19 protein-coding genes, 1 tRNA gene and 1 pseudogene are annotated in these 25,710 nt (G+C 56.2%); 18 read left to right on the forward strand and 3 right to left on the reverse strand.

The features are described from left to right. The 12 genes and pseudogenes from ALB80_RS20215 to ALB80_RS22025 form a co-directional block, all read left to right on the forward strand. Positions 1-1,115, forward strand: a 1,115-nt coding sequence (locus ALB80_RS20215) for a COG4223 family protein (RefSeq protein WP_050605910.1), incomplete at its 5' end; no start/stop codon positions are given. Positions 1,116-1,125: 10 nt separating this feature from the next. After that, positions 1,126-2,619 carry a heme biosynthesis protein HemY gene (locus ALB80_RS20220; protein WP_050605911.1) on the forward strand — a complete coding sequence of 498 codons (1,494 nt, stop codon included), beginning with the start codon at positions 1,126-1,128 and terminating at the stop codon, positions 2,617-2,619. An 85-nt stretch (positions 2,620-2,704) separates the two neighbouring features. Next, positions 2,705-3,802, forward strand: coding sequence for an MHYT domain-containing protein (locus ALB80_RS20225; protein WP_050605912.1), 1,098 nt, complete (start codon positions 2,705-2,707; stop codon positions 3,800-3,802). Between the two features lie 139 nt (positions 3,803-3,941). Beyond that, entirely contained in the window at positions 3,942-4,775 is an 834-nt protein-coding gene (locus ALB80_RS20230; RefSeq protein WP_050605913.1) for a xanthine dehydrogenase family protein subunit M, read from the forward strand. A 12-nt stretch (positions 4,776-4,787) separates the two neighbouring features. Further along, the gene (locus ALB80_RS20235; RefSeq protein ID WP_050605914.1) at positions 4,788-5,282 is read left to right on the forward strand and encodes a (2Fe-2S)-binding protein; all 495 of its coding nucleotides are present in this window, start codon (positions 4,788-4,790) and stop codon (positions 5,280-5,282) included. Next, positions 5,279-7,696: an aerobic carbon-monoxide dehydrogenase large subunit gene (locus tag ALB80_RS20240; protein WP_050605915.1), complete on the forward strand. Its 2,418-nt coding sequence runs from the start codon at positions 5,279-5,281 to the stop codon at positions 7,694-7,696. Before ALB80_RS20235 ends, ALB80_RS20240 begins: the two co-directional genes overlap by 4 nt. Before the next feature lie 104 nt (positions 7,697-7,800). Next, the gene (locus ALB80_RS20245) at positions 7,801-8,667 is read left to right on the forward strand and encodes a MoxR family ATPase (protein ID WP_050605916.1); all 867 of its coding nucleotides are present in this window, start codon (positions 7,801-7,803) and stop codon (positions 8,665-8,667) included. After that, positions 8,667-9,854, forward strand: a complete 1,188-nt coding sequence (locus ALB80_RS20250; protein ID WP_050605917.1) for a VWA domain-containing protein — start codon at positions 8,667-8,669, stop codon at positions 9,852-9,854. The genes ALB80_RS20245 and ALB80_RS20250 overlap by 1 nt, the downstream gene beginning before the upstream one ends. A 13-nt stretch (positions 9,855-9,867) precedes the next feature. Continuing rightward, positions 9,868-10,680 carry an XdhC family protein gene (locus tag ALB80_RS20255; RefSeq protein WP_050605918.1) on the forward strand — a complete coding sequence of 271 codons (813 nt, stop codon included), beginning with the start codon at positions 9,868-9,870 and terminating at the stop codon, positions 10,678-10,680. A gap of 107 nt (positions 10,681-10,787) precedes the next feature. Then, positions 10,788-11,240 (forward strand): carbon monoxide dehydrogenase subunit G, encoded by a 453-nt coding sequence (locus ALB80_RS20260; RefSeq protein WP_050605919.1) that lies wholly within the window; start codon positions 10,788-10,790, stop codon positions 11,238-11,240. A gap of 704 nt (positions 11,241-11,944) precedes the next feature. Next, entirely contained in the window at positions 11,945-13,489 is a 1,545-nt protein-coding gene (locus ALB80_RS20265; protein ID WP_050605920.1) for a triacylglycerol lipase, read from the forward strand. Between the two features lie 262 nt (positions 13,490-13,751). Further along, positions 13,752-14,126 (forward strand): annotated as a pseudogene (locus ALB80_RS22025) (recombinase family protein); the annotation flags it as partial. Here ALB80_RS22025 and ALB80_RS22305 read toward each other — a convergent pair. Both ALB80_RS22305 and ALB80_RS20275 read right to left on the reverse strand, forming a co-directional pair. Beyond that, the gene (locus ALB80_RS22305) at positions 14,076-14,987 is read right to left on the reverse strand and encodes a DUF6538 domain-containing protein (RefSeq protein WP_050605921.1); all 912 of its coding nucleotides are present in this window, start codon (positions 14,985-14,987) and stop codon (positions 14,076-14,078) included. The pseudogene ALB80_RS22025 and the gene ALB80_RS22305 sit on opposite strands and share 51 nt — an antisense overlap. Before the next feature lie 84 nt (positions 14,988-15,071). Continuing rightward, positions 15,072-15,158 (reverse strand) — tRNA-Leu (locus ALB80_RS20275). 201 nt (positions 15,159-15,359) lie between these two features. Here ALB80_RS20275 and ALB80_RS20280 point away from each other — a divergent pair. Then, a complete protein-coding gene (locus ALB80_RS20280; RefSeq protein ID WP_050605922.1) occupies positions 15,360-16,352 on the forward strand; it encodes a complex I NDUFA9 subunit family protein in 993 nt (330 codons plus the stop codon). On the opposite strand, the gene ALB80_RS20285 is transcribed toward ALB80_RS20280, so the two are convergent. Then, positions 16,343-17,146: an undecaprenyl-diphosphate phosphatase gene (locus tag ALB80_RS20285; RefSeq protein ID WP_050605923.1), complete on the reverse strand. Its 804-nt coding sequence runs from the start codon at positions 17,144-17,146 to the stop codon at positions 16,343-16,345. The genes ALB80_RS20280 and ALB80_RS20285 overlap by 10 nt on opposite strands. 230 nt (positions 17,147-17,376) lie before the next feature. Here ALB80_RS20285 and ALB80_RS20290 point away from each other — a divergent pair, with 230 nt between their 5' ends. The 5 genes from ALB80_RS20290 to mtgA all read left to right on the forward strand — a co-directional run bounded on the left by ALB80_RS20290 (position 17,377) and on the right by mtgA (position 25,692). Beyond that, positions 17,377-18,810, forward strand: coding sequence for an NAD(P)-dependent oxidoreductase (locus ALB80_RS20290; protein WP_050605924.1), 1,434 nt, complete (start codon positions 17,377-17,379; stop codon positions 18,808-18,810). A gap of 27 nt (positions 18,811-18,837) precedes the next feature. Continuing rightward, positions 18,838-19,272 (forward strand): GFA family protein, encoded by a 435-nt coding sequence (locus ALB80_RS20295; RefSeq protein WP_050605925.1) that lies wholly within the window; start codon positions 18,838-18,840, stop codon positions 19,270-19,272. Beyond that, the gene (gene gltB, locus ALB80_RS20300; protein WP_050605926.1) at positions 19,269-23,801 is read left to right on the forward strand and encodes a glutamate synthase large subunit; all 4,533 of its coding nucleotides are present in this window, start codon (positions 19,269-19,271) and stop codon (positions 23,799-23,801) included. Before ALB80_RS20295 ends, gltB begins: the two co-directional genes overlap by 4 nt. Before the next feature lie 202 nt (positions 23,802-24,003). Beyond that, the gene (locus ALB80_RS20305) at positions 24,004-24,918 is read left to right on the forward strand and encodes a Hint domain-containing protein (protein ID WP_050605927.1); all 915 of its coding nucleotides are present in this window, start codon (positions 24,004-24,006) and stop codon (positions 24,916-24,918) included. A 39-nt stretch (positions 24,919-24,957) separates the two neighbouring features. Beyond that, positions 24,958-25,692 carry a monofunctional biosynthetic peptidoglycan transglycosylase gene (gene mtgA / locus ALB80_RS20310; RefSeq protein WP_050605928.1) on the forward strand — a complete coding sequence of 245 codons (735 nt, stop codon included), beginning with the start codon at positions 24,958-24,960 and terminating at the stop codon, positions 25,690-25,692. Positions 25,693-25,710: the final 18 nt, after the last annotated feature.

Genomic DNA, 25,710 nt, shown 5'->3' on the forward strand with positions numbered 1-25,710 from the left:
AAGCCGAAGCCGAAGCCGAAGCCGAAGCCGAAGCCGAAGCCGAAGCCGAAGCCGAAGCCGAAGCCGAAGCCGAAGCCGAAGCCGAAGCGCCAACGGAAGAGACCGTTTCGGTCGAAGATAAGACTGTTGAGCGTGTGGTGGAAAAACGCGGTGGCTTTGTGCCCGCTTTGCTGGGTGGTGCCATTGCGGCCGCTGTTGGGTTTGCGCTGGGCAATGGCGGGCTGTTGCCGGGTGGTACGGACAACTCGGAAGCCCTGGCCGCGCTGGAATCGAAACTGGCGGATCAGTCGGATCAAATCGCCAAGCTCTCACAAGCGCTGACAAACAGCCCGGATACCTCTGGCTTGACGGATCAGATCAAAGCGCTGTCGGACAAACTGACCCCCGTCGAAGGTGACCTGAACGCGGTCAGGTCCTCGGTTGAGACGCTGTCTGGTCAGGTTTCGCCATTGTCGGATCGGATCGCAGCACTTGAGAAAGCCCCAATTGAATCCAATACGTCACCTGAAGCCACAGCCGCATTTGAGGCTGAACTAAAAAAGCTTCAAGACTCGCTAGCCGCGCAACGGGCTGAGGTTGAAAAGATGGTGTCGGATGCGCAGGCTCTTGAGGCGAAAGCATCCGCCGACGCGCAAACAGCGACAAACGCCGCGGTTTTGTCTCGTCTGCGTGGGCAGTTGGACGCGGGCCAACCCTTTTCCGAACTGGTTGCTGAATTGAAAGCGGGCGGCATAGATGTGCCGGGTGCTTTGACTGGGCCCGCTGAGAAAGGCGTGGAAACCTTGTCTTCTTTGCGGGCGTCATTTGACCCTGCAGCCCGGACCGCGCTTGCGAGCGCGCGCGATGCGGATAAAGGCGCGGGCCTGATCGCGTTCTTGCAACGGCAGACAGGCGCGCGTTCGGTCACGCCTCAAGATGGGGATGGACCTGACGCAGTCCTGTCACGCGCGCAGTCTGCGCTGGCGGATGGAGATCTGTCCAAGGCGCTGAACGAACTGAAATCACTTCCCGAAGCGGCGCAGACCGCGATGGCCGATTGGGAGCAGGCGGCCCAGACACGGGTCTCTGCCGTCGATGCGGCGAACTCATTGGCTTCCAGCCTGAACTCGAACTGAAGGACCTGCCATGCTGTGGTCACTGTTTAAGATCCTTGTTTTTGTTGCGATTATCGGCCTGCTGGCGCTGGGCGGTCACTTCCTGATGCAAACCAGCGGTGGGGTGCAGATCACCGTCGCAGGCACGGAATTTACGCTAGGGCCTTTGCAGTCCGTGATTACGCTGGGTGTACTGGTGTTTGCGGTCTGGCTGTTCTTCAAGCTGCTCAGCCTGCTGGTTGCCACGCTGAAGTTCCTCAATGGCGATGAAACGGCCCTGTCGCGGTATTTCGACCGCAGTCGCGAACAGCGCGGATATCAGGCGCTGGCGGATGGTCTGATGGCATTGGCTTCGGGTGAAGGGCGCGCAGCGATGACCAAAGCCAACAAGGCCGAGAAGTTGCTGAACAAGCCGGATCTAACCAACCTGCTGGTGGCGCAAGCCGCTGAGATGACAGGGGACACCAAGAAAGCGGCGGACACTTACAAGAAACTTGTGACCAACAATGCGACTCGTTTTGTTGGCGTGCGCGGGATCATGAAGCAGAAACTGGCTGAAGGTGATGATGAAACCGCCCGCAAGCTGGCCGAAAAAGCGCTGGCGATCAAACCGCGCCATGAAGAAACGCAAGACGTTCTTTTGAACCTTCAGACCAAGGCGCAGGATTGGGCCGGGGCGCGATCGACACTGACCTCTAAGTTGAAAGCGGGGTATCTGCCGCGCGACGTGTTCAAGCGTCGTGATGCGGTTCTCGCACTGTCCGAAGCAAAGGTCATTCTGGATGAAGACGCGAGCCTAGAACAACAGGAACACGCGATCGAAGCCAATCGTCTGTCGCCTGATCTGGTGCCTGCCGCGGCCATGGCGGCCCGTGCGTATATTGCCAAAGGCAAACCCCGGCTGGCGACAAAGATCCTGAAAAAGGCATGGGAGGCGCAGCCGCACCCTGACCTTGCCCACGCTTTCGCCGAGATTGCGCCGGATGAGACCCCGGACCAGCGGATCAAACGGTTCACCGCGCTGACCCGTATTCACCCTGAGAATATGGAAACTCGTTTGATTCTGGCCGAATTGAACATTGTGGCTGAAGATTTCCCCGAAGCCCGCCGCGCGCTGGGGGATGTGGTCGAAAAACAGGGTGATGCGCGGGCTTATACGTTGATGGCTGCGATTGAACGGGGTGAGGGTGCCTCGGACGCTGTTGTGCAAGGCTGGCTCGCCAAAGCGTTGAATGCGCCGCGCGGTCCGCAATGGGTATGCACCAATTGCCATGATATCCAACCTGAATGGGGGCCGGTCTGTCTGAATTGCGGCAGTTTTGATACGCTCATCTGGCAGACGCCTCAAACGCCCGAGATCGCAAGCGCGACTGGTGTACACATGCTGCCTTTGATCGTTGGTGCGCTTGAGGATCAATCAGAAGAGCCCGAGGTTGTGGAGCCTGCGGAAGAAGAAGACGTGGTCGAAGTGACAGCAGATGCTGTTGAGGTTGCGGAAGAGGCCGAGGCTCAAAAGCAGGCCTGAGGCCTGCAAAATCCAACTGTGAATTGTCCCAGCCGAATCCGTTTGCTAACGTCGCCTTCACGTCGGGGAGGGCGCTCAAACCGAAATGCTGGATTACTCGCATAACGCCTGGTTGGTGGCGGCATCGCTTGCCGTGGCCCTGATGGCCGGGTTCACCGGTCTGTACCTGACGCATGGCGCATCAAAGCTGGACAGTCAGCGGCGCAAGCTAGTGGTGGCCCTGGCCGCTGTCGTTCTCGGCGGTGGCATCTGGTCGATGCATTTTGTGGCGATGCTGGGTCTGCAACTGCCAATCCTGTTTTATTACGATGCCTTGATCACACTCATGTCGGCGCTGGTTGCGATCCTAATGGTCGGGTTGGCGCTTTTGCTGCTGCATTTCAGACCCCGATCGGTGCAAACGATGATTGGGTCCGGGGTGATTGTGGGGCTGGGTATCGTCGTGATGCATTATGTCGGCATGGCGGGAATGCAGCTGTGCCGTCCTGTGTACAATGTGTTCGACGTTGTTCTGTCGACTTTGGCATCGGTGATATTGTCCGTGGCCGCTATTTGGGTCGCTTATGGCAACCGAACCCAACGCAACATACTTCTGGGCACGGTTTGTTTCGGGCTGGCAGTGTTTACCATGCATTTTGTCGCCACGGGCTTGACCGATTTTGTTGCAAGCGAAAGCCCCGGTGGTGCGGGCCCTGCGCTGGACAATCAAGTGTTGGCGATGGGGGTGACCGTATCCGTCTTCCTGATCTGTGGCGCCTTCTTGCTGACCGGTATCACGTTCATTGAACCAAAACCCGAGGCCGAGCCCGCTGCCGCTGCCCCAGAACCCATGCCCGAACCAACGCAGATGCGCGCCGGTGTCCCGTTTGAGCGTGAAGGCCAAACGTTCTTTGCTGAACCTTCCCGGATTGCCGCCATTCGGGCCGAGGGGCATTACACCGTCCTTTATATGGGTGCAGAGAAACTGTTCTGCCCATGGTCGATCACCGATGCGGAAACGCGACTGCATCCCGAAGGGTTCTTGCGGGCGCATCGCAGCTATCTGGTGAATCCCAAACATGTCTCGAGTTTCGAGCGGCACAAGGACAACGGCACTTGTTACTTCGATGGTGTGGATGCGCTGACCAAAGTGCCGGTCAGCCGATCACGTCTAACGGACATTCGCGAGGCGCTGGGCCTTTGATCGCAACTCGTGCCGCCCATTCGCATTTCGTGAAACAAGCTGCGCGCCCCGTTTTCCTTAACTGGATCGGCTAGATCCACCGCTCTTTCCTTTCCTCAGGTCCCCCAAGGCATACCGCTCGGACCCAGGGAGGAAAAACATGATACCAGCCGGTTTTGAGTATCACAGGCCAGGCGATATCGCCTCGGCCATTGGCATTCTACAGGAACACGGAGACGAGGCCCGCGTGATTGCGGGCGGTCACAGCCTGATCCCCATGATGAAACTGCGCATGACTGACATGAGCCATCTGGTTGATCTTCAGGCTATCGAGGAACTCAAGGGGATCGAGATCGAGTCAGACATCGTGACTTTGGGCGCGATGGTGACGCAGCACGAGTTGATCACGCATGACGGGCTGGCCTCGGCAATTCCTCTGATCCGCGAAGCCGCGCTGCAAATCGCTGATCCTCAGGTGCGCTACGTGGGTACCGTTGGCGGAAATGTGGCCAATGGTGATCCGGGCAATGACATGCCTGGGTTGATGCAATGCCTGAATGCCACCTTCGAACTGTCGGGGCCGGACGGCAATCGCAGCGTAGCAGCGCGGGAATTCTACGAGGCGGCATATTTCACAGCCCGCGAGGAGGAGGAAATCCTGACACGGATTTCTATTCCAAAGCCGGGCGCGGGAATTGGTCAGGCTTATGAAAAGCAAAAGCGCAAGATTGGCGACTACGCCACTGCAGCCGCCGCGGTGATGGTCGGCAACGGCACTGCTTCGGTCGCAATGACCAATCTGGCCGACACGCCCATTTGGTCCGAAGACGCGAGCAATGCACTGGCTGGTGGGGACGTCGAAGGTTGCGTGGCCGCAATGCTCGATGCGATCGATCCGGTTGCTGACAATCGCGGACCTGTCGAATTCAAGAAACATGTGGCCGCCGTAATGCTGCGCCGCGCCATCGACCGCGCTCAGAACCGCGCGGGTTGAGGGGAGGACATCATGTCGAAAATGCACGTCAAACTCACCGTGAACGGCAAACAGGTCGAAGGTCTGGCCGAGCCGCGCACGTTGCTGATCCACTTCCTGCGGGAAGATCTGAAAATCACCGGTCCGCATATTGGTTGCGAAACCAGCCATTGTGGTGCTTGCACCGTGGATATCGACGGCAAGTCCGTCAAATCCTGCACGACTTTCGTGGCGCAGGTGAACGGTGCCGATATCACAACCGTCGAAGGGTTGACCAATGACGATGGCAGCCTTGGTGTGCTGCAAGAGATGTTCCGCGAACATCACGGGCTGCAATGCGGTTTCTGCACGCCGGGTATGATCACCCGCGCGCATCGCCTGTTGCAGGAAAACCCGAACCCGACCGAAGAAGAAATCCGTTTCGGTATGGCCGGGAACTTGTGCCGCTGCACCGGATACCAGAACATCGTCAAAGCCATCTCGGCCTCGGCTGACATGATGAACGCTCAGAAGGAGGCTGCGGAATGAACGATCAGACTCTGACCCCCGAAGAACGCGCCGCCAATCTCAAAGGTATGGGCTGCGCCCGTAAACGCGTCGAAGACGTGCGCTTTACCCAGGGCAAGGGCAACTACGTTGATGACATCAAGCTGGATGGGATGCTGTTTGGCGACTTTGTGCGCTCCCCCTACGCACATGCCCGCGTTGTCACTGTAAACAAAGAGGCGGCCTTGGCCGTACCCGGAGTGGTCGCCGTTCTGACCGCTGAGGATCTGGCCCCGCTGGGATTGCACTGGATGCCGACTTTGGCCGGTGACAAGCAGATGGTGCTGGCGGACGGCAAGGTGCTGTTCCAAGGCCAGGAGGTAGCTTATGTCGTGGCCGAAGACCGTTATATCGCGGCGGATGCGGTGGAACTGGTCGAGGTTGAATACGAAGAGCTGCCCGTCATTACTGACCCGTTCGAGGCGCTGAAATCCGACGTGGTGCTGCGCGAAGACCTCGAAGGTCAGACCGAAGGCGCGCATGGTCCCCGCAAGCATCACAATCATATCTTCACCTGGGAACAGGGCGACAAGGACGCGACTGAGGCCATTCTGGCCGAAGCCGACGTGGTCGCTGAAGAGATGGTGTATTACCATCGCACCCACCCGTGCCCGCTAGAGACCTGCGGCTGCGTGGCTTCGATGGACAAGGTGACCGGCAAGCTGACGCTTTACGGCACGTTTCAGGCGCCTCATGCGATCCGGACTGTTGTGTCGCTGATCTCGGGTCTGGCCGAGCACAACATCCGTGTGATCAGCCCTGATATTGGCGGCGGTTTCGGCAACAAGGTTGGGGCTTATGCAGGTTATGTTTGCTCGGTCGTGGCCTCGATTGTGACCGGCAAGCCGGTAAAATGGGTTGAGGATCGGATGGAGAACCTGATGTCCACCGCCTTTGCCCGCGATTACTGGATGCAGGGCAAGATCGCAGCCACCAAAGACGGCAAGATCACCGGACTGTGGTGTCACACAACTGCCGATCATGGTGGGTTCGACGCCTGTGCCGACCCGACCAAGTTTCCAGCTGGGTTCATGAACATCTGCACCGGGTCCTATGACATCCCCACCGCTTATCTGGCTGTTGATGGTGTCTACACAAACAAGGCTCCGGGTGGGGTGGCCTACCGTTGTTCCTTCCGCGTGACTGAGGCCGCCTATTTTATCGAACGGATGATCGAGGTTTTGGCCATCAAACTGAACATGGACGCGGCCGAGCTGCGCCGGATCAATTTCATCAAGGCCGATCAGTTCCCGTACCAGTCCGCGCTGGGCTGGGAATACGATTCGGGCGATTATCACACCGCTTGGGAGAAGGCACTGAAGGCCGTGAACTATGAAGGGCTGCGTTCCGAACAGGCGCAGCGGATCGAGGACTTCAAGGCTGGCAAAACCCGCAAGCTGCTGGGGATTGGTCTGACGCATTTCACCGAGATCGTCGGGGCAGGGCCAGTCAAGAATTGCGATATCCTCGGGCTTGGCATGTTCGACAGTTGCGAAATCCGCATTCACCCGACGGGATCTGCTATCGCGCGACTGGGGACGATCAGTCAGGGTCAGGGCCATGCCACGACCTTTGCCCAGATCATCGCCACCGAGATTGGCCTGCCTGCTGATGACATCACGCTGGAGGAAGGCGACACCGACACCGCGCCCTACGGTTTGGGCACCTATGGGTCCCGGTCAACGCCTGTGGCTGGTGCGGCGACCGCTATGGCCGCACGCAAAATCCGCGCTAAAGCGCAGATGATCGCGGCCTATTTGCTGGAGGTCCATGATAACGACGTTGAATGGGACGTGGACAGGTTCGCTGTCAAAGGCGCACCTGAGCGGTTCAAGACGATGAAGGAGATCGCCTTTGCGGCCTATAATCAGGCCATTCCCGGGTTGGAACCGGGTCTGGAGGCCGTCAGCTATTATGATCCGCCGAACATGACCTATCCGTTTGGGGCCTATATCTGCGTTATGGAAATCGACGTGGATACCGGCGAATGGGAAGTTCGGAAGTTCTACGCGCTGGACGATTGCGGCACCCGGATCAACCCGATGATCATCGACGGGCAGGTCCATGGTGGTGTAACCGAAGCGCTTGCCATCGCGATGGGTCAGGAAATTGCCTATGATGAGATGGGTAATGTGAAGACAGGCACGCTGATGGACTTCTTCCTGCCGACCGCGTGGGAGACGCCGAACTATATCACCGACTTTACGGTGACGCCGTCTCCGCACCATCCGATTGGTGCAAAGGGGGTTGGGGAAAGTCCGAATGTTGGCGGCGTACCTGCGTTCTCGAACGCGGTGCATGATGCGTTCCGGCCCTTTGGCTTGGTGCAAAGCCACATGCCGCATGATCATTGGCGGATTTGGAAGATCGCCAATGGGTTGGGGATGCACGGGTAACCTGTTTCGAACCGGCTTTGCCGGTCCGACCAAACGGAGGGGGCTCTGCCCCCTCCGAACCTCCCCCGAGATATTTTTGGCCAGATGAAGATTGGATCCTGGTTTTGACTCTGAAGGATGTACAGAACGAATTGGCCGCGCAGGGCTATGTCGCCGATGATCGTTTGTCTATGGCGCTGCATCTGGCACAGACCTTGGGGCGGCCGTTGTTGCTGGAAGGTCCGGCCGGTGTTGGCAAGACCGAGGTCGCCAAAGCCATGGCGGGGTGGATGGACACGCGTTTGATCCGGCTGCAGTGTTACGAAGGGTTGGACGCCAGCCACGCGATCTATGAGTGGAATTACCAGCGGCAGTTGCTGGCGATCCGTGCGAGTGAGGCGCGCGGAGGAGCCGATGAAGCTCAGCTTTTTTCAGATGAATATTTGCTCAAAAGACCTTTGTTAGAAGCTATATCCGAAGAAAAGCCGCCGGTTTTATTGATTGATGAGATCGATCGTGCGGATGAGGAGTTCGAGGCGTATTTGCTGGAAATCCTCTCTGACTTTCAGATCACCATCCCGGAACTGGGAACCGTAAAAGCGCAGGTGAGGCCCATCGTAATCCTGACTGCCAACGGGACGCGGGATTTGTCGGATGCGCTGCGCAGGCGGTGCCTTTACAGTTTCCTTGATTATCCATCGAAGGAAACAGAGATGGCGATCTTGAGGGCGCGGATGCCTGAGGTTGAAGGTGTTTTGGCCCGTCAGATTATCGGCGTCGTCCAGGCGCTGCGGAGCGAAGACCTTGAGAAAACACCAGGCATTGCAGAAATGCTCGACTGGGCGGCTGCACTGTCTGGCTTGGGGGTCAATGACCTCGCCAAATCCCGCGATGAGGTTCAGTCCACTCTGGTTTGCTTGCTGAAGACTGCTGCCGATTATGACGCGGCCCCGCCCGAGGTCATGGACCGCCTAATCGGAAAGGTCGCGTGATGAGAGTAACGCACTTTCCCTCTCGGGCTGCGGGGCTGGCAGATCGCATGTCGGGGTTCGTTGAGCATTTGCGCATGAACGGGCTGCGGGTCGGGCCAAAGGAAACTGGGGATGCGTTGGTGGCCTTGTCAGCAGTGAAGGCGACGGATGCCGAGCGGGCGCGTCAGGCGTTGTGCGCGGTTTTGACCGGGGATGCTGAAGAATGGCGGCGATTTGATGAGTTGTTCGACGCGTACTGGTTCAACGCAGGAAAGCAGCGTGCGGGCGTTGCGCAAAATGCCCATGTTCGGGTGCAATCTGCGAAGCCCATGATCTGGCAGAGCCAAGATCAGGGAACAGGCACCTCGCAGAGTGATACCGGGAACGCCACCACTCCGGATCCGGGTGATGGGGCGGCCGAGGGGATGGACGGGAAGCTGATCGCGACCCGAACGGCCAACCTCTCGCGCCGGGATTTGCGTGAGTTGATGGACGAAGAGGCTTTAAAGCAAGCCGAAACGGCTGCATTGGCCTTGGCACGCGCCATGCGAGATCGTCGGTCACGTCGCCGTAAAAAAGCGTTGCGAGGTCCCGCGTTGGACATGCGCCGAATACAACGGGCCAGCCTGGCACGTGGTGGCGAGCCGTTGGATTTGTATCGCCGCGCGCGCCCCCCGCGTCCAATGAGAATTGTTGCGTTGTGCGATGTGAGCGGTTCGATGACCGTGTATTCCCGTGTGTTCCTGGCCTTTTTGAAAGGGTTGATCGGCAGCGGGACCGAAGCCGATGCCTATCTGTTTCATACGCGACTGATGCGCGTAACCGATGCCCTGCGGGATCATGATACACTGCGGGCGGCGGGACGCTTGTCATTGATGGCCAAAGGATTTGGTGGCGGCACCGATATTTCTGGCAGTCTTGATCGATTTCTTTCGGGTTATGGTGCGCGGGCGCTCAATGGGCGGACGGTGGTTCTGATCCTCTCGGATGGGTATTGCAGCTCTAACCCACAGGCGCTTGGTGATGTGCTGGCACGGATCAAGCGCAAGGCGCGGCGGATCGTGTGGCTGAACCCACTGAAAGGCTGGAAGGAATATCAGCCTATCGCGGCGGCGATGCGGGCGGCGGAACCTTATCTGGACGCCCATTTGCCCGCGAATACTCTTGACGCTTTGGCGGCATTGGAGCCGCAGTTCCGACAGTTATGAAAGGAGTCTAACAATGGCGAATTTCGATATTTTTGACACAATAGAGCAGCTTCGCGGAACCGGCGAAGCCTTCTGTGTGGCGACGGTGCTGCGCACGGCGGACGCAACTTCGGCCAAGGCTGGCGGCAAGGCCGTCATCACGCGGGACGGTCAGATCCTGGGTCATCTTGGGGGGGCTTGTGTGCAACGCGCGGTTCGAATGTCGGCACAGCAGGCGTTGGTCAGCGGGGCGCCGCAGATGATCCGTGTCAAACCTTCGGAAAAGGTGGTGAACATGACGGACCCGGACGGGGTGCAAACCTTCAAAAGCGGTTGCCCCTCCGGTGGCACTGTCGATCTTTTGGTAGAACCCTATAGACACGCGCCACGGCTGGTCATTTTTGGTGACGGGCTGATTGCCACCGCCTTGGCGGCACATGGGGCGCTGGCGGGGTTCCGTACCGCTATCGAAAGCGGGCCTGAGGTCGCCGGTGATCACATACGATTCAATCCGGATCAGGTTGAGGCACTGGGTGTCGAACCGCAGGATTTTGTGGTAGTGGCGGCACAGGGGCGCAAGGATGCGGCGGCACTGAACGCGGCGCTGGAAACCTCGGCAGCGCGCGTGTCGATGGTGGCCAGCCGCCGCAAAGCCGAAACGCTTACAGCAAAACTGATTACGCAAGGCATGGATCCCTCAAAAGTCGCGCGTCTGAAATCGCCGGCGGGGTTGGATATTCATGCCATCGACCCGCATGAAATCGCGTTGTCGATCTTGGCCGAGATCGTGATGTGGCGGAACAGCGACAAATCGACGGAGGTTTCTCATGATGAAAAGTTGGCTTGAACGCTTGCGCCGCAGAAAAACTGCGCGCCCGGAACTCACTGCGCAGGAGGCGGCAGAGGTCGCACTTCGCGTATTCCCAAGATGTTGTTGATCAAAGGATAAACTGAATGGAACTGACCGACGAAATCCGCATCTCTGCGCCCCGTGACGTGGTCTATCGTGCTCTTAATGATCCCGATATTTTGAAAGATTGTATCCCTGGCTGTGAAGAGCTGACCCAGAAATCGCCAACCGAGCTTGAGGCAAAGGTGGTTCTTAAAATCGGCCCCGTCAAAGCGCGTTTTGCCGGAGAAGTCACGCTGGATACGGCGAATGCTCCGGAAGGGTTCTCACTGGCCGGTGAAGGCAAGGGTGGGGCAGCTGGATTTGCCAAGGGCGGTGCAGAAGTGACCTTGACCGAAGAGGGGATCGAGACGGTTTTGTCCTACACCGCCAAGGTCGATATTGGCGGCAAGATCGCTCAGCTGGGCAGTCGACTGATCGCAGGCACGGCCAAGAAACTATCCGGTAAGTTTTTCACGCGCTTCGGAGAAATCGTTTCGGAACAACCTGTTGCCTGATTGGCGAGAATCGATAGAAGCGCTCACTGATGGCGCTTCGCTTCTTTATGCACGCGATCAGATGCAACCGCTTGCGAGGCCGGCGGGGTGTCTGGCTGTTGGTGTCAGGAAAAAGTCACATCCGTCAAACCATTTTGGCCTATGGGATATGGTGCCCAAGAGAGGCCCTGATTGCACTATTTAACTTAATTATATCAATTAGTTACTTTCCTTCAAGACCAGATTGTGGACTTAAATGTGGACTCGCAGAAAGCAAGTGCGTGTCCGGCAACCTGAAAAGTCCAAAAGGCTGGCGAGCTTCATTATTCAAAAAAGCGTACCCAAAAATGAATCGACAACCGCGCCACTGGCAGTCTTATGCTTGCAATCGTATTTCAGAGTTTTTTGACAGCTTAACCTCTTGAATTTAGGTTCTTTATCCAAGCAAGACAACTCTGCGGTGTCCACCTCGCCGCTACGCGCTACAAGCACAGCTAAAGCAATCCAAAATTTCTTTGTTTGATGCGTGTTCCGCCGGGATTCTGACCAAGTAGCGTTTAGTGTTATACTAAAGCTAACGCACTTTCTTTTGAGCTGGCATTTGTCACAATTTGCACACCGTGTGCGCCGAATTAAAACGGATAGAAGTTCCTTTGCATGGCCAGTATTGATAAAGCTAAAGGTCAATCATTTCGATTTGTTTCAACATTTGTAAGGGGGATTTTATGACTGCTGAAGGAAGCTTTTCTCACGTATGTGGTGACAAGACCAACGCTAAATTGGACGTCGTTTTCATTCATGGTTTGACAGGCGATCCAAGAGATACCTGGGTTTCAAAACAACCTGATAAAGAGAAGGTTTTTTGGCCCAGTTGGTTGGTAGAGGATATACCAGGTCTTTGCGTTTGGACGGCTGGCTATCCCGCTAGCATTTTTGAGAAGTTTGGAGACAAAGAGATGCACTTGGGTGCTCGGGCAGATCACCTTTTGGAGCATATGGCGACTGATGGATTGGGAAACCGGCCTATTGTTTTCGTCTGCCATAGCCTTGGCGGAATAATGGCTAAAGCGATGCTGCGTGCTGCAAAAGAGAGCACTGATGAAACTTGGAACAACATCGCTAACGAATTGAGCCTTGTTGCCTTTATTGCGACCCCACATAAGGGCGCGACCATGGCAAAAGTTCTTAATTTGTTGGCTCCAAGGGTAAGTTCCACGTTCATAAGCAAGCTGTCGAATAGTGGTGGAGAGATGACAGAATTATTCAACTCATACCGCAACAATGCGAACAAGCAGGACATCAAGACACTCTCTTACTACGAAACGCACAAAACAATGAAAGTAGCACTTGTAGTTACATCCGACAGTGCCGACCCTGGACACTTGAGTAATGTTCCTATTGCGATAGACGCTGATCACGCGGAGATATGTAAGCCAAAAGATCGGAATGCACTTCTTTATCGCTCTTTGAAACGGCACATTGGTTCGTTAAGCAAAGCAACGGCTGAAAAAAAAACTCCATCAAGTAGCAAAGGTGTTGTAGCTCGTTTCTTTCATGCAGCAGTCCATGAGAAACCTACCTATGGAGCATCCCATTTAATTGTCGGCTTAGAAAACACTGAAACGAAGGCCGTAGCACTAAAAGGGTTGCGATTTGAGGTCACGCGATGGTTGGCATACCTGGATGTAAACGCTACAGAAACGTCGCGTTTGACAGCTCCAACAGTTCAACCGGTTGTCGAGTTGAGCTTCCTGCAACCCTCATCAACCTATTATTGCCATTTAGCCGGGACTGATGGGGCCGATGACCACAATGAAGCCGTTATCATTCAACCGGGCCGGGCCTTATTCATAAGGGTTAATTTGTTCACAAGAGAAGCTGCAACAGACCTACCTGAGTTGACGCGAGAAAGGTTCTTGGAGATAACCGGAGACTTTTTCTTCGAAGAACAGCCAGTTTTGGGTGTCTTTATTGCGAACATAAAGTGTGTGGCTGTGTCACCAAATGAAGAAGAACTCGATGAGTTTTCATTCGCTTCAACTTTTGGGGGAGGCAAAGCTAAAACGACTTTCTATCTAACGCGACCTAGCTTTATCGATCACAAAGTGGAAGTGGCAGACGCTAGCACTTTGCATGAGTTGTCAAAAGATTGCAGGATAATTGGCAAGAGCGTTTCAGATGCATTAGCGATATCGCATAGTGACTATGACGGGCCGGGCGATATCTGGGAAAACGCAGCGTCTAAGCACGTGGGCCCCTTAGGAGCATAGACGTCGCTACATTGTCTCTTAATCCAACAATAAGGGTAATAAAGGGTCTCGGTTTTTGAATTAGTAATAGCAAAACCCCCACCCCTTCTTTTTCGTAGCTTTTTGGGGAGATACGCCCAGCGCCCAGTCTGCCAATAGATCTTGCCTTAGTGTCAGCTCCTTAGGGTGGCGGATTTGTCTGTCTATGGAGTCGGTTTTCACATTCGGCAGACACTCTGCCTCGACTCCTTAGAACCTAATGGCAGACAAGGAGACCATCGCCATGTTGATTGGATACGCCAGAACATCGACCCTAGAGCAGAATGCTGGCTTAGAAGCTCAGAGAGAGTCACTGAAGGGCAATGGCTGTGAGCGTCTATTCGAGGAACAAGTAAGCTCTACAGCTTTCAGAGGAGCGCTTAGGGACGCTCTGAGCTTTTGTCGAGAAGGAGACACATTGGTTGTCACCAAGTTGGATAGATTAGCTCGCTCAGTAAAGCATCTGGGTGAGATCATCGAGGAGTTGGAGGTCAAAAGAGTCGAGCTGAGAATACTTGATCTTGGGCTGGATACATCAAATGCAACTGGGAAGCTGATGCTAAACGTTCTAGGTTCGGTAGCCCAGTTTGAGCGTGAGCTGATGCTGGAAAGACAGCGTATCCTGCAATGTCCGGTTGTTTTCCAATTCCCGATACATGTCTTGGATCACGATAGCTGGTAAAGGGTGCCTCAAATCCACTGATGCATCATCTGGTTTGGGATACTTCAGCTTGTTGAAGGGGTTGTTGGTGTTGAGGTCATGTTCTTCAATTGCCAATGAAAAAACCGCCTTAACGTCGTTGATGTTCCGTTTCACGGAAGCTGGTGACATTTTCTTAAGAAGGTTGTCTCTGAGCGCTCTAGCATGTGCACGAGTAACATGTTTTAGAGCAATATCCTGCTTGGTTACGTTGAGGAGATTGCGTTCGGCACGAGCGATTCTCTGAACCTGTTTCTTCCGCTTGAACGCGTCCGGTTCTTGCCTCTCGTCCAGGTAGAAGGCGAATGCTTGCTTTATGGTAAGCTCTGCATCGATGTTTTGAACACCGTGCAGTAGAGCGGTGATCATCGCAGAGTCCTTGAACGACAGGTCTTCTTGGTCGGGTTGTCCGGTCTCTGGGTTAGTTGGGTACTTGGATAGAATTGACTCAGCTCGTTCTGAGCGAGAAAGCTCTTCGTCGTCTGAACGCCCTCTCGAATAAGGGTCGATACCAGCTTCAAGAAATTGAGCCTCTATAGCTGATTTGATCGCCCAAGTTTCGGCAGTTGAAGAGATCGAACTCGTTGATTTGAATAGAAGATCGACATGATCGTGAATCGAAGGGTAGTTCCGCATTGCCTCAGTTTCAGACTTACCCAAAACCCTGACAATTTCGCTCTTTCCGAGGACTGCTTGAAGCCTGTCTGGAACCCTTCTGCGATACTTGTACGTGCCGTTCTTTTCGATTCTGAGGTGTTTTAACACGAGTGTTCTTGTCATTGGCTTTGTGGACCTGATTGTGGACCTCACTAGGCCAGCAATCCGGAAAAGCTAACTTATTTCAATAATTTAGGCTTGTTGGATTGGTGCCCAGGAGAGGACTCGAACCTCCACGTCCATACGGACACTAGCACCTGAAGCTAGCGCGTCTACCAATTCCGCCACCTGGGCAGGTGTCGTGGAGGGGCGTTTAAGCCCAGTGGCGGAGGGCGTCAACCAGATTCGGGTAGATTTTTGAAAGTTTTTTGAATTTGCTCCCCGCCCCGCTTTTCACGCCTGAAAATTTCAACACCCTCGCGGCGAATTAGCGCCTTGTTTGGAGGGGCTGCGGGCGTTAGGTCTAGGGCGCAATTTCTCAGCAGGAGCCCTCTCATGTCGAAACTTGTGACGATTTATGGCGGATCGGGGTTTGTCGGTCGCTACATCGCGCGGCGCCTGGCGAGTGAGGGGTGGCGCGTTCGTGTGGCCGTGCGCCGCCCGAATGAGGCGATGTTCGTGAAACCCTATGGTGTGGTTGGTCAAGTTGAGCCGGTGCTGTGCAATATCCGCGATGATGCGTTGGTTGCGCAGGCCATGCACAGTGCAGATGTTGTAGTCAACTGCGTCGGCGTGCTGAACGAGATGGGTAAAAACGACTTTGGTGCCGTACAGGCCGAAGGGGCTGAGCGTATCGCGCGATTGGCGGCGGATCAGGGGATTGAACGGATGGTTCATATCTCGGCCATTGGCGCGGATGCCAATGCCGCCAGCGAATATTCTCAGACCAAGGCGCAGGGCGAAGCGGGCGTGCTGAAACATATGCCAAATGCAGTGATCCTGCGGCCGTCTGTGGTTTTTGGCACCGAAGATCAATTCTTCAACCGCTTTGCCGGAATGACGCGCATGGGGCCGTTTCTGCCGTTGGTCGGGGCTCAAACAAAGTTCCAGCCGGTTTATGTGGATGATGTTGCCAATGCAGCGGTCAAAGGTGTTCTGGGACAGGCCGAACCCGGCGTGTATGAACTGGGCGGGCCCGAGGTCAAAACCTTCCGCGCTTTGATGCAGCAGATGCTGGAAGTGATCCACCGTCGTCGTGTCATCATCGGAATGCCGTTCTTCGCCGCGCGGATCATGGCGGGTGTTCTGGATATCGTGAAGTTCGTCAGTTTTCAGTTGTTCCCGAACAACATTCTGACCCGCGATCAGCTCAAGAACTTGCGGAACGACAATGTTGTGTCCGATGGTGCCAGATCTTTTGCCGATCTCGGGATCACGCCGGCCACGCTGGAATCGGTGCTGCCGGAATACCTGTGGAAGTTCCGCCCCTCAGGTCAGTATGACGACATTCAGAATTCGGCCAAAAACCTGCGTACTGATCAGCTGTAGGCGATGAATAACAGGATCGCGCCAAGAATGACGCGGTAGATGACGTAGGGCGTGAAGCTAACGCTGCGCAGTAGCCGCATCATCAGGCTGAGCGCCAGAAGGGCGGAAATAAACGCAAACGCTGCGGCAATGGCGCCGTCACGCGCCAGCTGCGCATCGGCGTCGCGTATCACATCCAATGCCAGCAATGTGCCAGATGCCAGAATCGTCGGAATCGACATCAGCATGGCAATCCGCGCGCCATCTTCTCGGGTGTAACCCAATTGACGTGCACCGGTGATGGTGATCCCGGATCTGGAAGTGCCTGGGATCAAGGCAAGAATCTGCCACAACCCCATTATGAATGCATCGCGCACACCCCAATCGGCGGCTTCTTTGATTTGGGGGCCTTTCTGGTCCATCCAATACAGCAACAGACCGAAACCCAGCATGGTCCAGCCGATTACAGAGATCGAACGCATGGCATCGCTCAACCCTGTCAGATGCAGGATCAAGCCTGCGATCACGGTCGGGATTGTAGCGATGATCAGGCCCAGGGCCAGGCGTGCTTGTGCGGTATCTGTCCGGCCGATCAGGGCATGCGGCAGGCCGGCAAGGGCGTGTTTGACGTCCGACCAGAAATACAGAATGACCGCGCCCAGGGTTCCTACATGAACCGCAACATCTATGGCTTGTCCCTGATCCTCAAGGCCCGTGAGGTTTGGCAGAAGGATCAGATGACCGGATGAAGAAATGGGCAAAAACTCAGTGATTCCCTGAATGATTGCTACGAGAATCAGGTGGAAAAGACTCATCTGCCCTGCCGATTTGCGGTCACATTATACTTGCGAATTATGGGTATAAGGGTGGTGGGGAAAAGGAAAGCGCACATATAGGTCCGATTCGGATCTAAAAAATAAAGAATTTCTCAATAATTTAGCTCGCTGCAACCAACTTTCTCAATTTAGGTCAGTATATTTGACTTTTAATCCCCAATCGTATCCCTTAGAGAAACCAGACCAAGCCAATTCATGGAGTCTGACCCGTGGCCAAGCAACCGATGCTGAAATTTGTGCAGATCGACCGTGTCATGCCGGAAAAGCGTGCTGCAAGCGACCGCAAGGAAGACTTTGACGAAATCTATGCAGAGTACGCCGCCGAGAAAGCCGCCGAACAAGCCAGTCGCTGCAGCCAATGCGGCGTGCCGTATTGCCAGTCACATTGCCCGTTGCACAACAATATTCCGGATTGGCTGCATCTGACGGCCACTGGTCGCCTGGAAGAAGCCTATGAGACAAGCCAGGCTACAAATACCTTCCCCGAGATCTGCGGACGCATCTGTCCACAAGACCGTTTGTGCGAAGGCAACTGTGTCATCGAGCAATCGGGTCACGGCACAGTCACCATTGGCACCATTGAGAAATACATCACGGACACTGCTTGGGACAAAGGCTGGGTGAAACCTGTCGCGCCCGCTGCAGAGCGCAGCGAGAGCGTGGGCATCATCGGAGGTGGCCCCGGTGGGTTGGCTGCGGCGGATATGCTGCGCCGCGCCGGAATCCAGGTGACGGTTTATGATCGTCATGACCGTGCGGGTGGCCTGTTGATGTACGGTATTCCAGGTTTCAAGCTTGAAAAGGACATCGTGCAACGACGCAATGACCTTTTGGCTGACGGCGGTGTCCGGTTCGAGCTGAATTGTGACGTTGACGCCACCAAGTTTGATGAAATTCGTGCCCGGCACGACGCGGTAATTGTTGCAACCGGCGTGTATAAGTCCCGCGACCTGTCTATGCCGGGAAGCGGTCTGACCGGGATCGAAAAGGCAATAGACTTCCTGACAGCTTCGAACCGCAAAAGTTTTGGTGATGCCGTCGACGATTTCGACAATGGCCGCCTGAATGCCGAAGGTAAAAAGGTGGTCGTGGTCGGTGGCGGTGATACCGCCATGGACTGCGTGCGCACCTCGATCCGTCAGGGCGCGACCTCGGTCAAGTGCCTGTATCGCCGCGACCGGGCCAATATGCCGGGCTCACAGCGTGAAACGCAAAATGCCGAGGAAGAAGGCGTTGTTTTTGAGTGGCTGAGCGCGCCAAAAGGGTTCACCGGTGATGATATGGTCACTGGTGTGATGGTGCAGAAGATGCGTCTGGGACAGCCCGACGCGTCGGGTCGTCAGGCTCCCGAGGTTATCGAAGGTGCGGACTATGTGGAAGAGGCCGATCTGGTCATCAAGGCGCTGGGTTTTGAGCCCGAAGACCTGCCCGCTCTGTTCGGCCAGCCAGACCTGCCCGTGACCCGCTGGGGCACTGTCAAGGCGGCGTTCCAAACTGGTGAAACCGAAATGGACGGCGTCTATGCCATCGGTGACATCGTGCGCGGGGCCTCTCTGGTGGTTTGGGCAATCCGGGACGGTCGCGACTGTGCCGACGCGATCATCGACGGTTTCAACGCCAAGGCGGCTATAGCTGCCGAGTAACCCAACGCCCAACGACAGGAGGGTCCGATGCCCGAATTGCAAGGCCAATGTATGTGCGGCGCGGTCACTGTGACCGCCACTCCGGCGAAGGACGCACTCGGTGCATGCCATTGCGACCAATGCCGTCGCTGGACCAGCTCGATGTTGGTGACATTTCCGGCGGAAGCGGGATACGCCGCGTTGGGACCGGTCAAAAACTATACCTCATCCGACTGGGCCGAGCGTGCCTTTTGTGCCGATTGTGGTTCGGCGCTTTGGTACCGGATCACTCTTCCGGGTGAGATGCACGGACATACTCAAATGGCAGCGGGCTTGTTCGACGACACACGCCATCCGCTGAAACTGGAACTTTATATCGACAAAAAGCCCGACGGGTATGCGTTCGCAGGCGAACGCCGGCAGATGACCAAAGCTGAGGTCGAAGTCATGTATGCCCAGCCGGAAGAAGGAGACAGCCAATGACCAAATATGATGCCGATTGGGTGCGGGCCGAAGAAGCCAAGCGCAAATGGATGGCGGAAAACGGTCTCTATTCTGAGGAAGAAGAGCATTCTTCCTGCGGGGTGGGCCTTGTTGTATCCGTCGATGGCAAGCCTTCACGCAAGGTGGTGGACGCGGGGATCGATGCGCTCAAGGCGATTTGGCACCGGGGTGCGGTTGATGCCGATGGTAAAACCGGTGACGGCGCGGGCATCCACGTGCAGATCCCTGCTCCTTTCTTCTATGACCAGATACGCCGCACTGGTCACGAACCCAATATGGATGAGCTGATCGCCGTTGGACAGGTGTTCCTGCCGCGCACCGATTTTGGCGCACAGGAACAGTGCCGGACCATCGTGGAAACCGAAGTGCTGCGCATGGGCTATTACATCTATGGCTGGCGTCACGTGCCGGTCGATGTGACGTGTCTGGGCGACAAAGCCAACGCCACGCGACCCGAGATCGAGCAGATCCTGATCTCGAACTCAAAAGGCGTAGATGAAGAGACATTTGAGCGTGAGCTTTATGTGATCCGTCGTCGCATTGAAAAAGCCGCCGCTGCTGCGGGGATTTCGGGGCTTTACCTAGCGTCATTGTCTTGCCGCTCGATCATCTACAAGGGCATGATGCTGGCCGAGCAGGTGGCCGTGTTCTATCCCGACCTGATGGATGAACGCTTTGAATCGGCGTTTGCAATATATCACCAGCGCTATTCTACAAACACCTTCCCCCAGTGGTGGCTGGCGCAGCCGTTTCGGATGTTGGCCCATAACGGCGAGATCAACACGCTGAGAGGCAACATCAACTGGATGAAAAGCCACGAGATCCGGATGACTTCGGACAGTTTTGGCGACTATGCGGAAGATATCAAACCGATCATCGCGGGCGGATCGTCGGATTCGGCTGCATTAGACTCTGTTTTTGAGGTATTGGTGCGTGCTGGCCGCTCGGCCCCGATGGCGAAAACCATGTTGGTGCCGGAAAGCTGGTCCAAACAGGCGGTCGAACTGCCGCAAGCCTGGCGTGATATGTATTCCTACTGCAACTCGGTGATGGAACCATGGGACGGCCCCGCCGCGCTGGCCATGACCGATGGTCGCTGGGTCTGCGCCGGTCTGGACCGGAACGGTCTGCGCCCGATGCGTTACGTAGTGACTGGCGATGGTCTGGTGATCGCGGGCTCTGAGGCCGGCATGGTTCCGATCGACGAAGCCTCCGTGACCGAAAAAGGCGCGCTTGGTCCTGGTCAGATGCTGGCTGTGGATATGAAAAAGGGCAAGCTGTACCGCGACACCCAGATCAAGAACAAACTGGCGCGCGCGTTGCCGTTTGGTGAATGGGTCGGCAAGATCAACGATCTGGACAACACGCTGGCGGGCGTAACTGAGGCTCCGATCTTCTCGGGCGAAGAGCTGCGCAAGCGTCAGATCGCGGCGGGTTATTCGGTTGAGGAACTGGAGCAAATCCTGACTCCGATGGCAGAAGACGGCAAAGAAGCGCTGGCTTCCATGGGGGACGACACACCATCGGCGGTTCTGTCCAAGCAATACCGCCCGCTCAGCCATTTCTTCCGCCAGAACTTCAGCCAGGTCACCAACCCTCCAATCGACAGCTTGCGTGAATACCGCGTGATGTCGCTGAAGACACGCTTTGCCAACCTCAAGAACGTGTTGGACGAAGACAGCAGCCAGACCGAGATCGTGGTTCTGGAAAGCCCCTTTGTCGGCAACGCGCAGTGGGACAAGCTGGTCGAGAGTTTTGATGCCCCGCTGGCGGAAATCGATTGCAGTTTTGAACCCGGTCGCGGCGCGCTGAGTACCGCTTTGGCTCGTGTTAGAGCCGAATCAGAAGAAGCGGTGCGGTCCGGCGCAGGGCATATCGTCCTGTCTGACATGAGCTCGGGCTCTGGTCGGATAGCAATGCCCATGATCCTTGCGACCAGCGCGGTTCACTCGCATCTGACACGCCAGGGCCTGCGCACATTCTGTTCCCTGAGCGTACGTTCTGCAGAATGTGTCGACCCGCATTACTTTGCCGTCCTGATTGGATGCGGTGCGACTGTCGTGAACGCTTATCTGGCCGAGGATTCGCTTGCTGACCGCATTGGCCGCGGCCTGCTGGACGGCACCCTGACCGAAAACGTCGCGCGGTATCGTGAAGCCATCGACCAGGGTTTGCTCAAGATCATGGCCAAGATGGGGATTTCGGTGATCTCGTCTTATCGTGGCGGTCTGAACTTTGAGGCCGTGGGCCTCAGCCGTGCGATGGTGGCCGAGTATTTCCCGGGCATGACCAGCCGGATCTCGGGAATCGGTGTGACCGGTATTCAGGCCAAGTTGGAAGAAACCCACGCCAAGGCTTGGGACGGCGCCTTGGATGTATTGCCCATCGGTGGTTTCTACAAAGCGCGGAAATCGGGTGAGACCCACGCGTGGGAAGCGACCTCGATGCACATGATGCAGATGGCCTGTAACCGCGCCTCTTACGAGTTGTGGAAGCAGTATTCGGCGAAGATGCAGTCAAACCCGCCGATCCACCTGCGCGATCTGATGGATTTCAAACCGCTTAGCAAGCCGGTGCCGATTGAAGAGGTCGAGTCGATTACCTCCATCCGCAAACGCTTTGTCACGCCGGGCATGTCGCTGGGGGCGCTGTCGCCTGAGGCGCATAAGACGCTGAACGTGGCGATGAACCGGATCGGCGCGAAATCGGACTCGGGCGAGGGCGGCGAAGACCCCGCGCATTTCGTGCCAGAGCCCAATGGCGATAACCCTTCGGCCAAAATCAAACAGGTGGCTTCGGGCCGGTTCGGTGTAACCGCCGAATATCTGAACCAGTGTGAAGAGCTAGAGATCAAGGTCGCCCAAGGCGCGAAACCCGGTGAGGGTGGCCAGTTGCCTGGCATGAAAGTTACTGACCTGATCGCGCGTCTGCGGCATTCGACAAAAGGCGTGACGCTGATCTCGCCGCCGCCGCACCACGACATCTACTCGATCGAGGATCTGGCGCAGCTGATCTATGACCTCAAGCAGATCAACCCGCGCTGCAAAGTGACGGTCAAGCTGGTTGCGTCCTCGGGCGTGGGCACGATTGCGGCCGGTGTGGCCAAGGCAAAAGCGGATATTATCCTTATTTCGGGTCACAATGGGGGTACGGGCGCGTCACCCGCGACCTCAATCAAATATGCCGGTCTGCCATGGGAGATGGGTCTCACCGAAGCGCATCAGGTTCTGGCGATGAACAATCTGCGCGACCGTGTGACCCTTCGGACCGACGGTGGCCTGCGCACCGGGCGTGACATTGTTATGGCCGCGATGATGGGGGCCGAAGAATACGGCATCGGCACCGCCGCCCTGATCGCGATGGGTTGTATCATGGTGCGTCAGTGCCAGTCGAATACCTGCCCGGTTGGCGTCTGCACGCAGGACGAAAGCCTGCGCGCCAAGTTCACCGGTAACGCGGACAAGGTCGTCAACCTGATCACCTTCTACGCGCAGGAAGTGCGCGAACTGCTGGCCAGCCTCGGCGCGCGGTCGATTGACGAGATCATCGGCCGGGCTGATCTGCTGGCGCAGGTCAGCCGTGGTTCGGCGAATCTGGATGATCTGGACCTCAATCCGCTGCTGATCACGGTCGATGGTGCGCATGACATCGTCTACAACCGTGACAAAGATCGCAACGCGGTACCGGATACGTTGGACGCCGAGATTGTCCGCGACGCGGCCCGGTTCCTGAAAGACGGTGAAAAGATGCAGCTGTCCTATGCGGTGCAGAACACGCATCGGACCGTTGGCACCCGTGTTTCCAGCCATATCGTGCAGAACTTTGGTATGCGGAACACGTTCCAGGACGACCACCTGCATGTGAAGCTTCAGGGCTCCGCTGGTCAGTCTTTGGGGGCATTCGCTGCTCCGGGACTGAAGCTGGAAGTGTCAGGCGACGCCAACGATTATGTTGGCAAGGGTCTGTCGGGCGGTACGATTGTTGTGCGCCCGCCGCAGGTCAGCCCGCTGAAGGCGGATGAGAACACGATCATCGGCAACACAGTCCTGTATGGGGCCACAGATGGACACCTGTTCGCGGCAGGTCGCGCAGGTGAGCGGTTCGCCGTGCGTAACTCGGGTGCCAAAGTTGTGGTCGAAGGCTGCGGTTCGAACGGGTGTGAATACATGACGGGCGGTGTGGCCGTGATTCTTGGTACTATCGGCGCCAACTTTGGTGCTGGTATGACCGGTGGCATGGCCTATCTTTACGATCCCGAAGGCAAGGCCGAAGCGTTGATGAACAAGGAAACACTGGTCACCTGCCCGGTTTCAGTCGCGCATTGGGTAGAGCAGTTGAAAATGCTCATCACGCGCCACGCTGAAGAGACCTATAGCCGGAAAGCCGCAGATATCCTGCAACACTGGGATGTGGAAAAAGGGAAATTCCTTCAGGTTTGTCCCAAAGAGATGCTGAACCAGCTAAGTCATCCGCTAACCACCGAAGCCACCGCAGTTCCGGCGGAATAAAGTCTTCCGCGAAGCTTCGCAGGCTGAAACGCACGAAAAATTGGCCCCGCGTGTCATTTCCACCACGCGGGGCTTGGTTTGTTTACGCTGTTTTTGCGCGATTCTTGCCTGAACACGTGAATTTCGCCAATCTCCCTCCACGTTCCAGCGAAAGCCATCGGCCGTTGAAGCGGCTGTGTGGTGTGAAAATGGGGACAGTTTGATGCCAACAACGTATCGCGATCAGTTTTATACCTTCGATCCTGCAAACCCTCCGCCCTTGGGAACAGCCATCACGGTCACCAGTCTGGATCTGACAGATGTAGATGATGACGGCGAAATTGACGCGCCCAGCGGAGATACGGTCAACGGCCAGGATGTCACGAATTCCTGGCCCGGAGACACTGTAACAGTCAACGTGTCAGGCGTTGGGAATGTTACCTATGTAGGAACAACATTTTATCTGGCTGACGGATCTCGGGTTTTCACCCCGACGGACGGGCAGGTGTTGCAGCCAGGAACACTCGTATCAACCACGTTTGTTAACACACAAGGCCCGCTGCCGGTCGGAAGCCTTGGCCCTCCGTGTTTCACATCTGGAACTATGATCGAGACCCCCGAAGGCGAATGCGCGGTGGAAGATCTGAAAGCTGGCGACATGGTCATAACGGTGGATCACGGGCCGCAGCCTTTGATCTGGGTCGGACGCACAGTGGTTGCTGCGGAAGGTAAACTGGCACCAATCCGGTTGGACGCCGGTGTGTTTGGCCTAGTTCGCCCTTTGCTGGTATCACCTCAGCATCGGATGCTGGTTGAAGACTGGCAGGCATTATACCTGTTCGGCCATGCCGAAGCGCTGGTTCCGGCACACACCCTTGTCAATGGCGACACGGTAACACGGGTCGAAGGCGGTGAAATCGAGTATTTCCACCTCTTGTTCAAGCAACATGAGATCGTCTTCGCCAATGGAGCGAAAAGCGAAAGCTACTATCCTGGGCATGCGTTGTCGGCCTCGGATCGTGAAACGCAAAGCGAAGTGCTGCATCTGTTTCCCGAACTGGCCGGGACGGAACCGATGTCGCTGGAAACCGCGCGTCCGGTAATTCATCCGCGCGAGGCACGCGCCTTCGCAATTTAGGCCGTTTCAAACCCTGACGACGCGTCGTATAGCTGAAACATGGCGAAGAAAGCAGCCCGCACATCAGGCGGTAAGAAAAAAAAGGCATCCAGGAAGAAAACACCAGTGGCGCAGCAGATTCGTCGTTGGATGACACTCGCCGTTCTTGCGGTTGTGGGGGTCGTTCTGGCGCTGGTCTTGCTCTACTCGGTTGTGAACCCCCCGGTAACCCACACGATCTGGTCGGAATGGCGGCGGTTGGGCAAGGTTGAACGCGAGTGGGTCCAGATTGAAGACATCTCTCCAATTATGGCGCGATCAGTGGTCGCTGCGGAAGATGCGAATTTCTGTCTACACTGGGGCTTCGATGTCGAGGCCATCCGTGACGCGCTTGAGGGCGGCGGCAATCGTGGTGCATCGACCATCACGCAACAGGTGGTGAAAAACGTGTTCCTGTGGCAGGGGCGCAGTTGGGTCAGAAAAGCGATGGAAACCTCGATCACCCCGGTGGTTGAGATTTTCTGGAGCAAGCAGCGCATTCTTGAGGTCTATCTGAACGTTGCAGAAACCGGGAATGGCGTGTTTGGCGTCGAGGCCGCGGCGCAGCGTTACTTCAACAGAAGTGCTGCGCAGTTGACCTCGGTTCAGGCGGCGCGGATTGCTGCCATTCTGCCATCTCCGCGCAATCGTTCGGTCACGGATCCAAGCGTGCGCACGCGCAGGCGTGCGGCTGCGATTCTGGATGGGGCGGCCACCATCCGCGCAGATGGTCGCGCAAATTGTTTCGAGGATTGAAACCCGTCGCCCTCAAGG

Source organism: Ruegeria sp. 6PALISEP08 (assembly GCF_001238295.1).
Classification (GTDB): Bacteria; Pseudomonadota; Alphaproteobacteria; order Rhodobacterales; family Rhodobacteraceae; genus Ruegeria.

Excerpts from the sequence above, each read along its gene's own strand:
- ALB80_RS20220 (WP_050605911.1), top strand. The coding sequence starts at position 1,126 with ATGCTGTGGTCACTGTTTAAGATCCTTGTTTTTGTTGCGATTATCGGC.
- ALB80_RS20225 (WP_050605912.1), top strand. The coding sequence starts at position 2,705 with ATGCTGGATTACTCGCATAACGCCTGGTTGGTGGCGGCATCGCTTGCC.
- ALB80_RS20230 (WP_050605913.1), top strand. The coding sequence starts at position 3,942 with ATGATACCAGCCGGTTTTGAGTATCACAGGCCAGGCGATATCGCCTCG.
- ALB80_RS20235 (WP_050605914.1), top strand. The coding sequence starts at position 4,788 with ATGTCGAAAATGCACGTCAAACTCACCGTGAACGGCAAACAGGTCGAA.
- ALB80_RS20240 (WP_050605915.1), top strand. The coding sequence starts at position 5,279 with ATGAACGATCAGACTCTGACCCCCGAAGAACGCGCCGCCAATCTCAAA.
- ALB80_RS20250 (WP_050605917.1), top strand. The coding sequence starts at position 8,667 with ATGAGAGTAACGCACTTTCCCTCTCGGGCTGCGGGGCTGGCAGATCGC.
- ALB80_RS20255 (WP_050605918.1), top strand. The coding sequence starts at position 9,868 with ATGGCGAATTTCGATATTTTTGACACAATAGAGCAGCTTCGCGGAACC.
- ALB80_RS20260 (WP_050605919.1), top strand. The coding sequence starts at position 10,788 with ATGGAACTGACCGACGAAATCCGCATCTCTGCGCCCCGTGACGTGGTC.
- ALB80_RS20265 (WP_050605920.1), top strand. The coding sequence starts at position 11,945 with ATGACTGCTGAAGGAAGCTTTTCTCACGTATGTGGTGACAAGACCAAC.
- ALB80_RS22305 (WP_050605921.1), bottom strand. The coding sequence starts at position 14,987 with ATGACAAGAACACTCGTGTTAAAACACCTCAGAATCGAAAAGAACGGC.
- ALB80_RS20280 (WP_050605922.1), top strand. The coding sequence starts at position 15,360 with ATGTCGAAACTTGTGACGATTTATGGCGGATCGGGGTTTGTCGGTCGC.
- ALB80_RS20285 (WP_050605923.1), bottom strand. The coding sequence starts at position 17,146 with ATGAGTCTTTTCCACCTGATTCTCGTAGCAATCATTCAGGGAATCACT.
- ALB80_RS20295 (WP_050605925.1), top strand. The coding sequence starts at position 18,838 with ATGCCCGAATTGCAAGGCCAATGTATGTGCGGCGCGGTCACTGTGACC.
- gltB (WP_050605926.1), top strand. The coding sequence starts at position 19,269 with ATGACCAAATATGATGCCGATTGGGTGCGGGCCGAAGAAGCCAAGCGC.
- ALB80_RS20305 (WP_050605927.1), top strand. The coding sequence starts at position 24,004 with ATGCCAACAACGTATCGCGATCAGTTTTATACCTTCGATCCTGCAAAC.
- mtgA (WP_050605928.1), top strand. The coding sequence starts at position 24,958 with ATGGCGAAGAAAGCAGCCCGCACATCAGGCGGTAAGAAAAAAAAGGCA.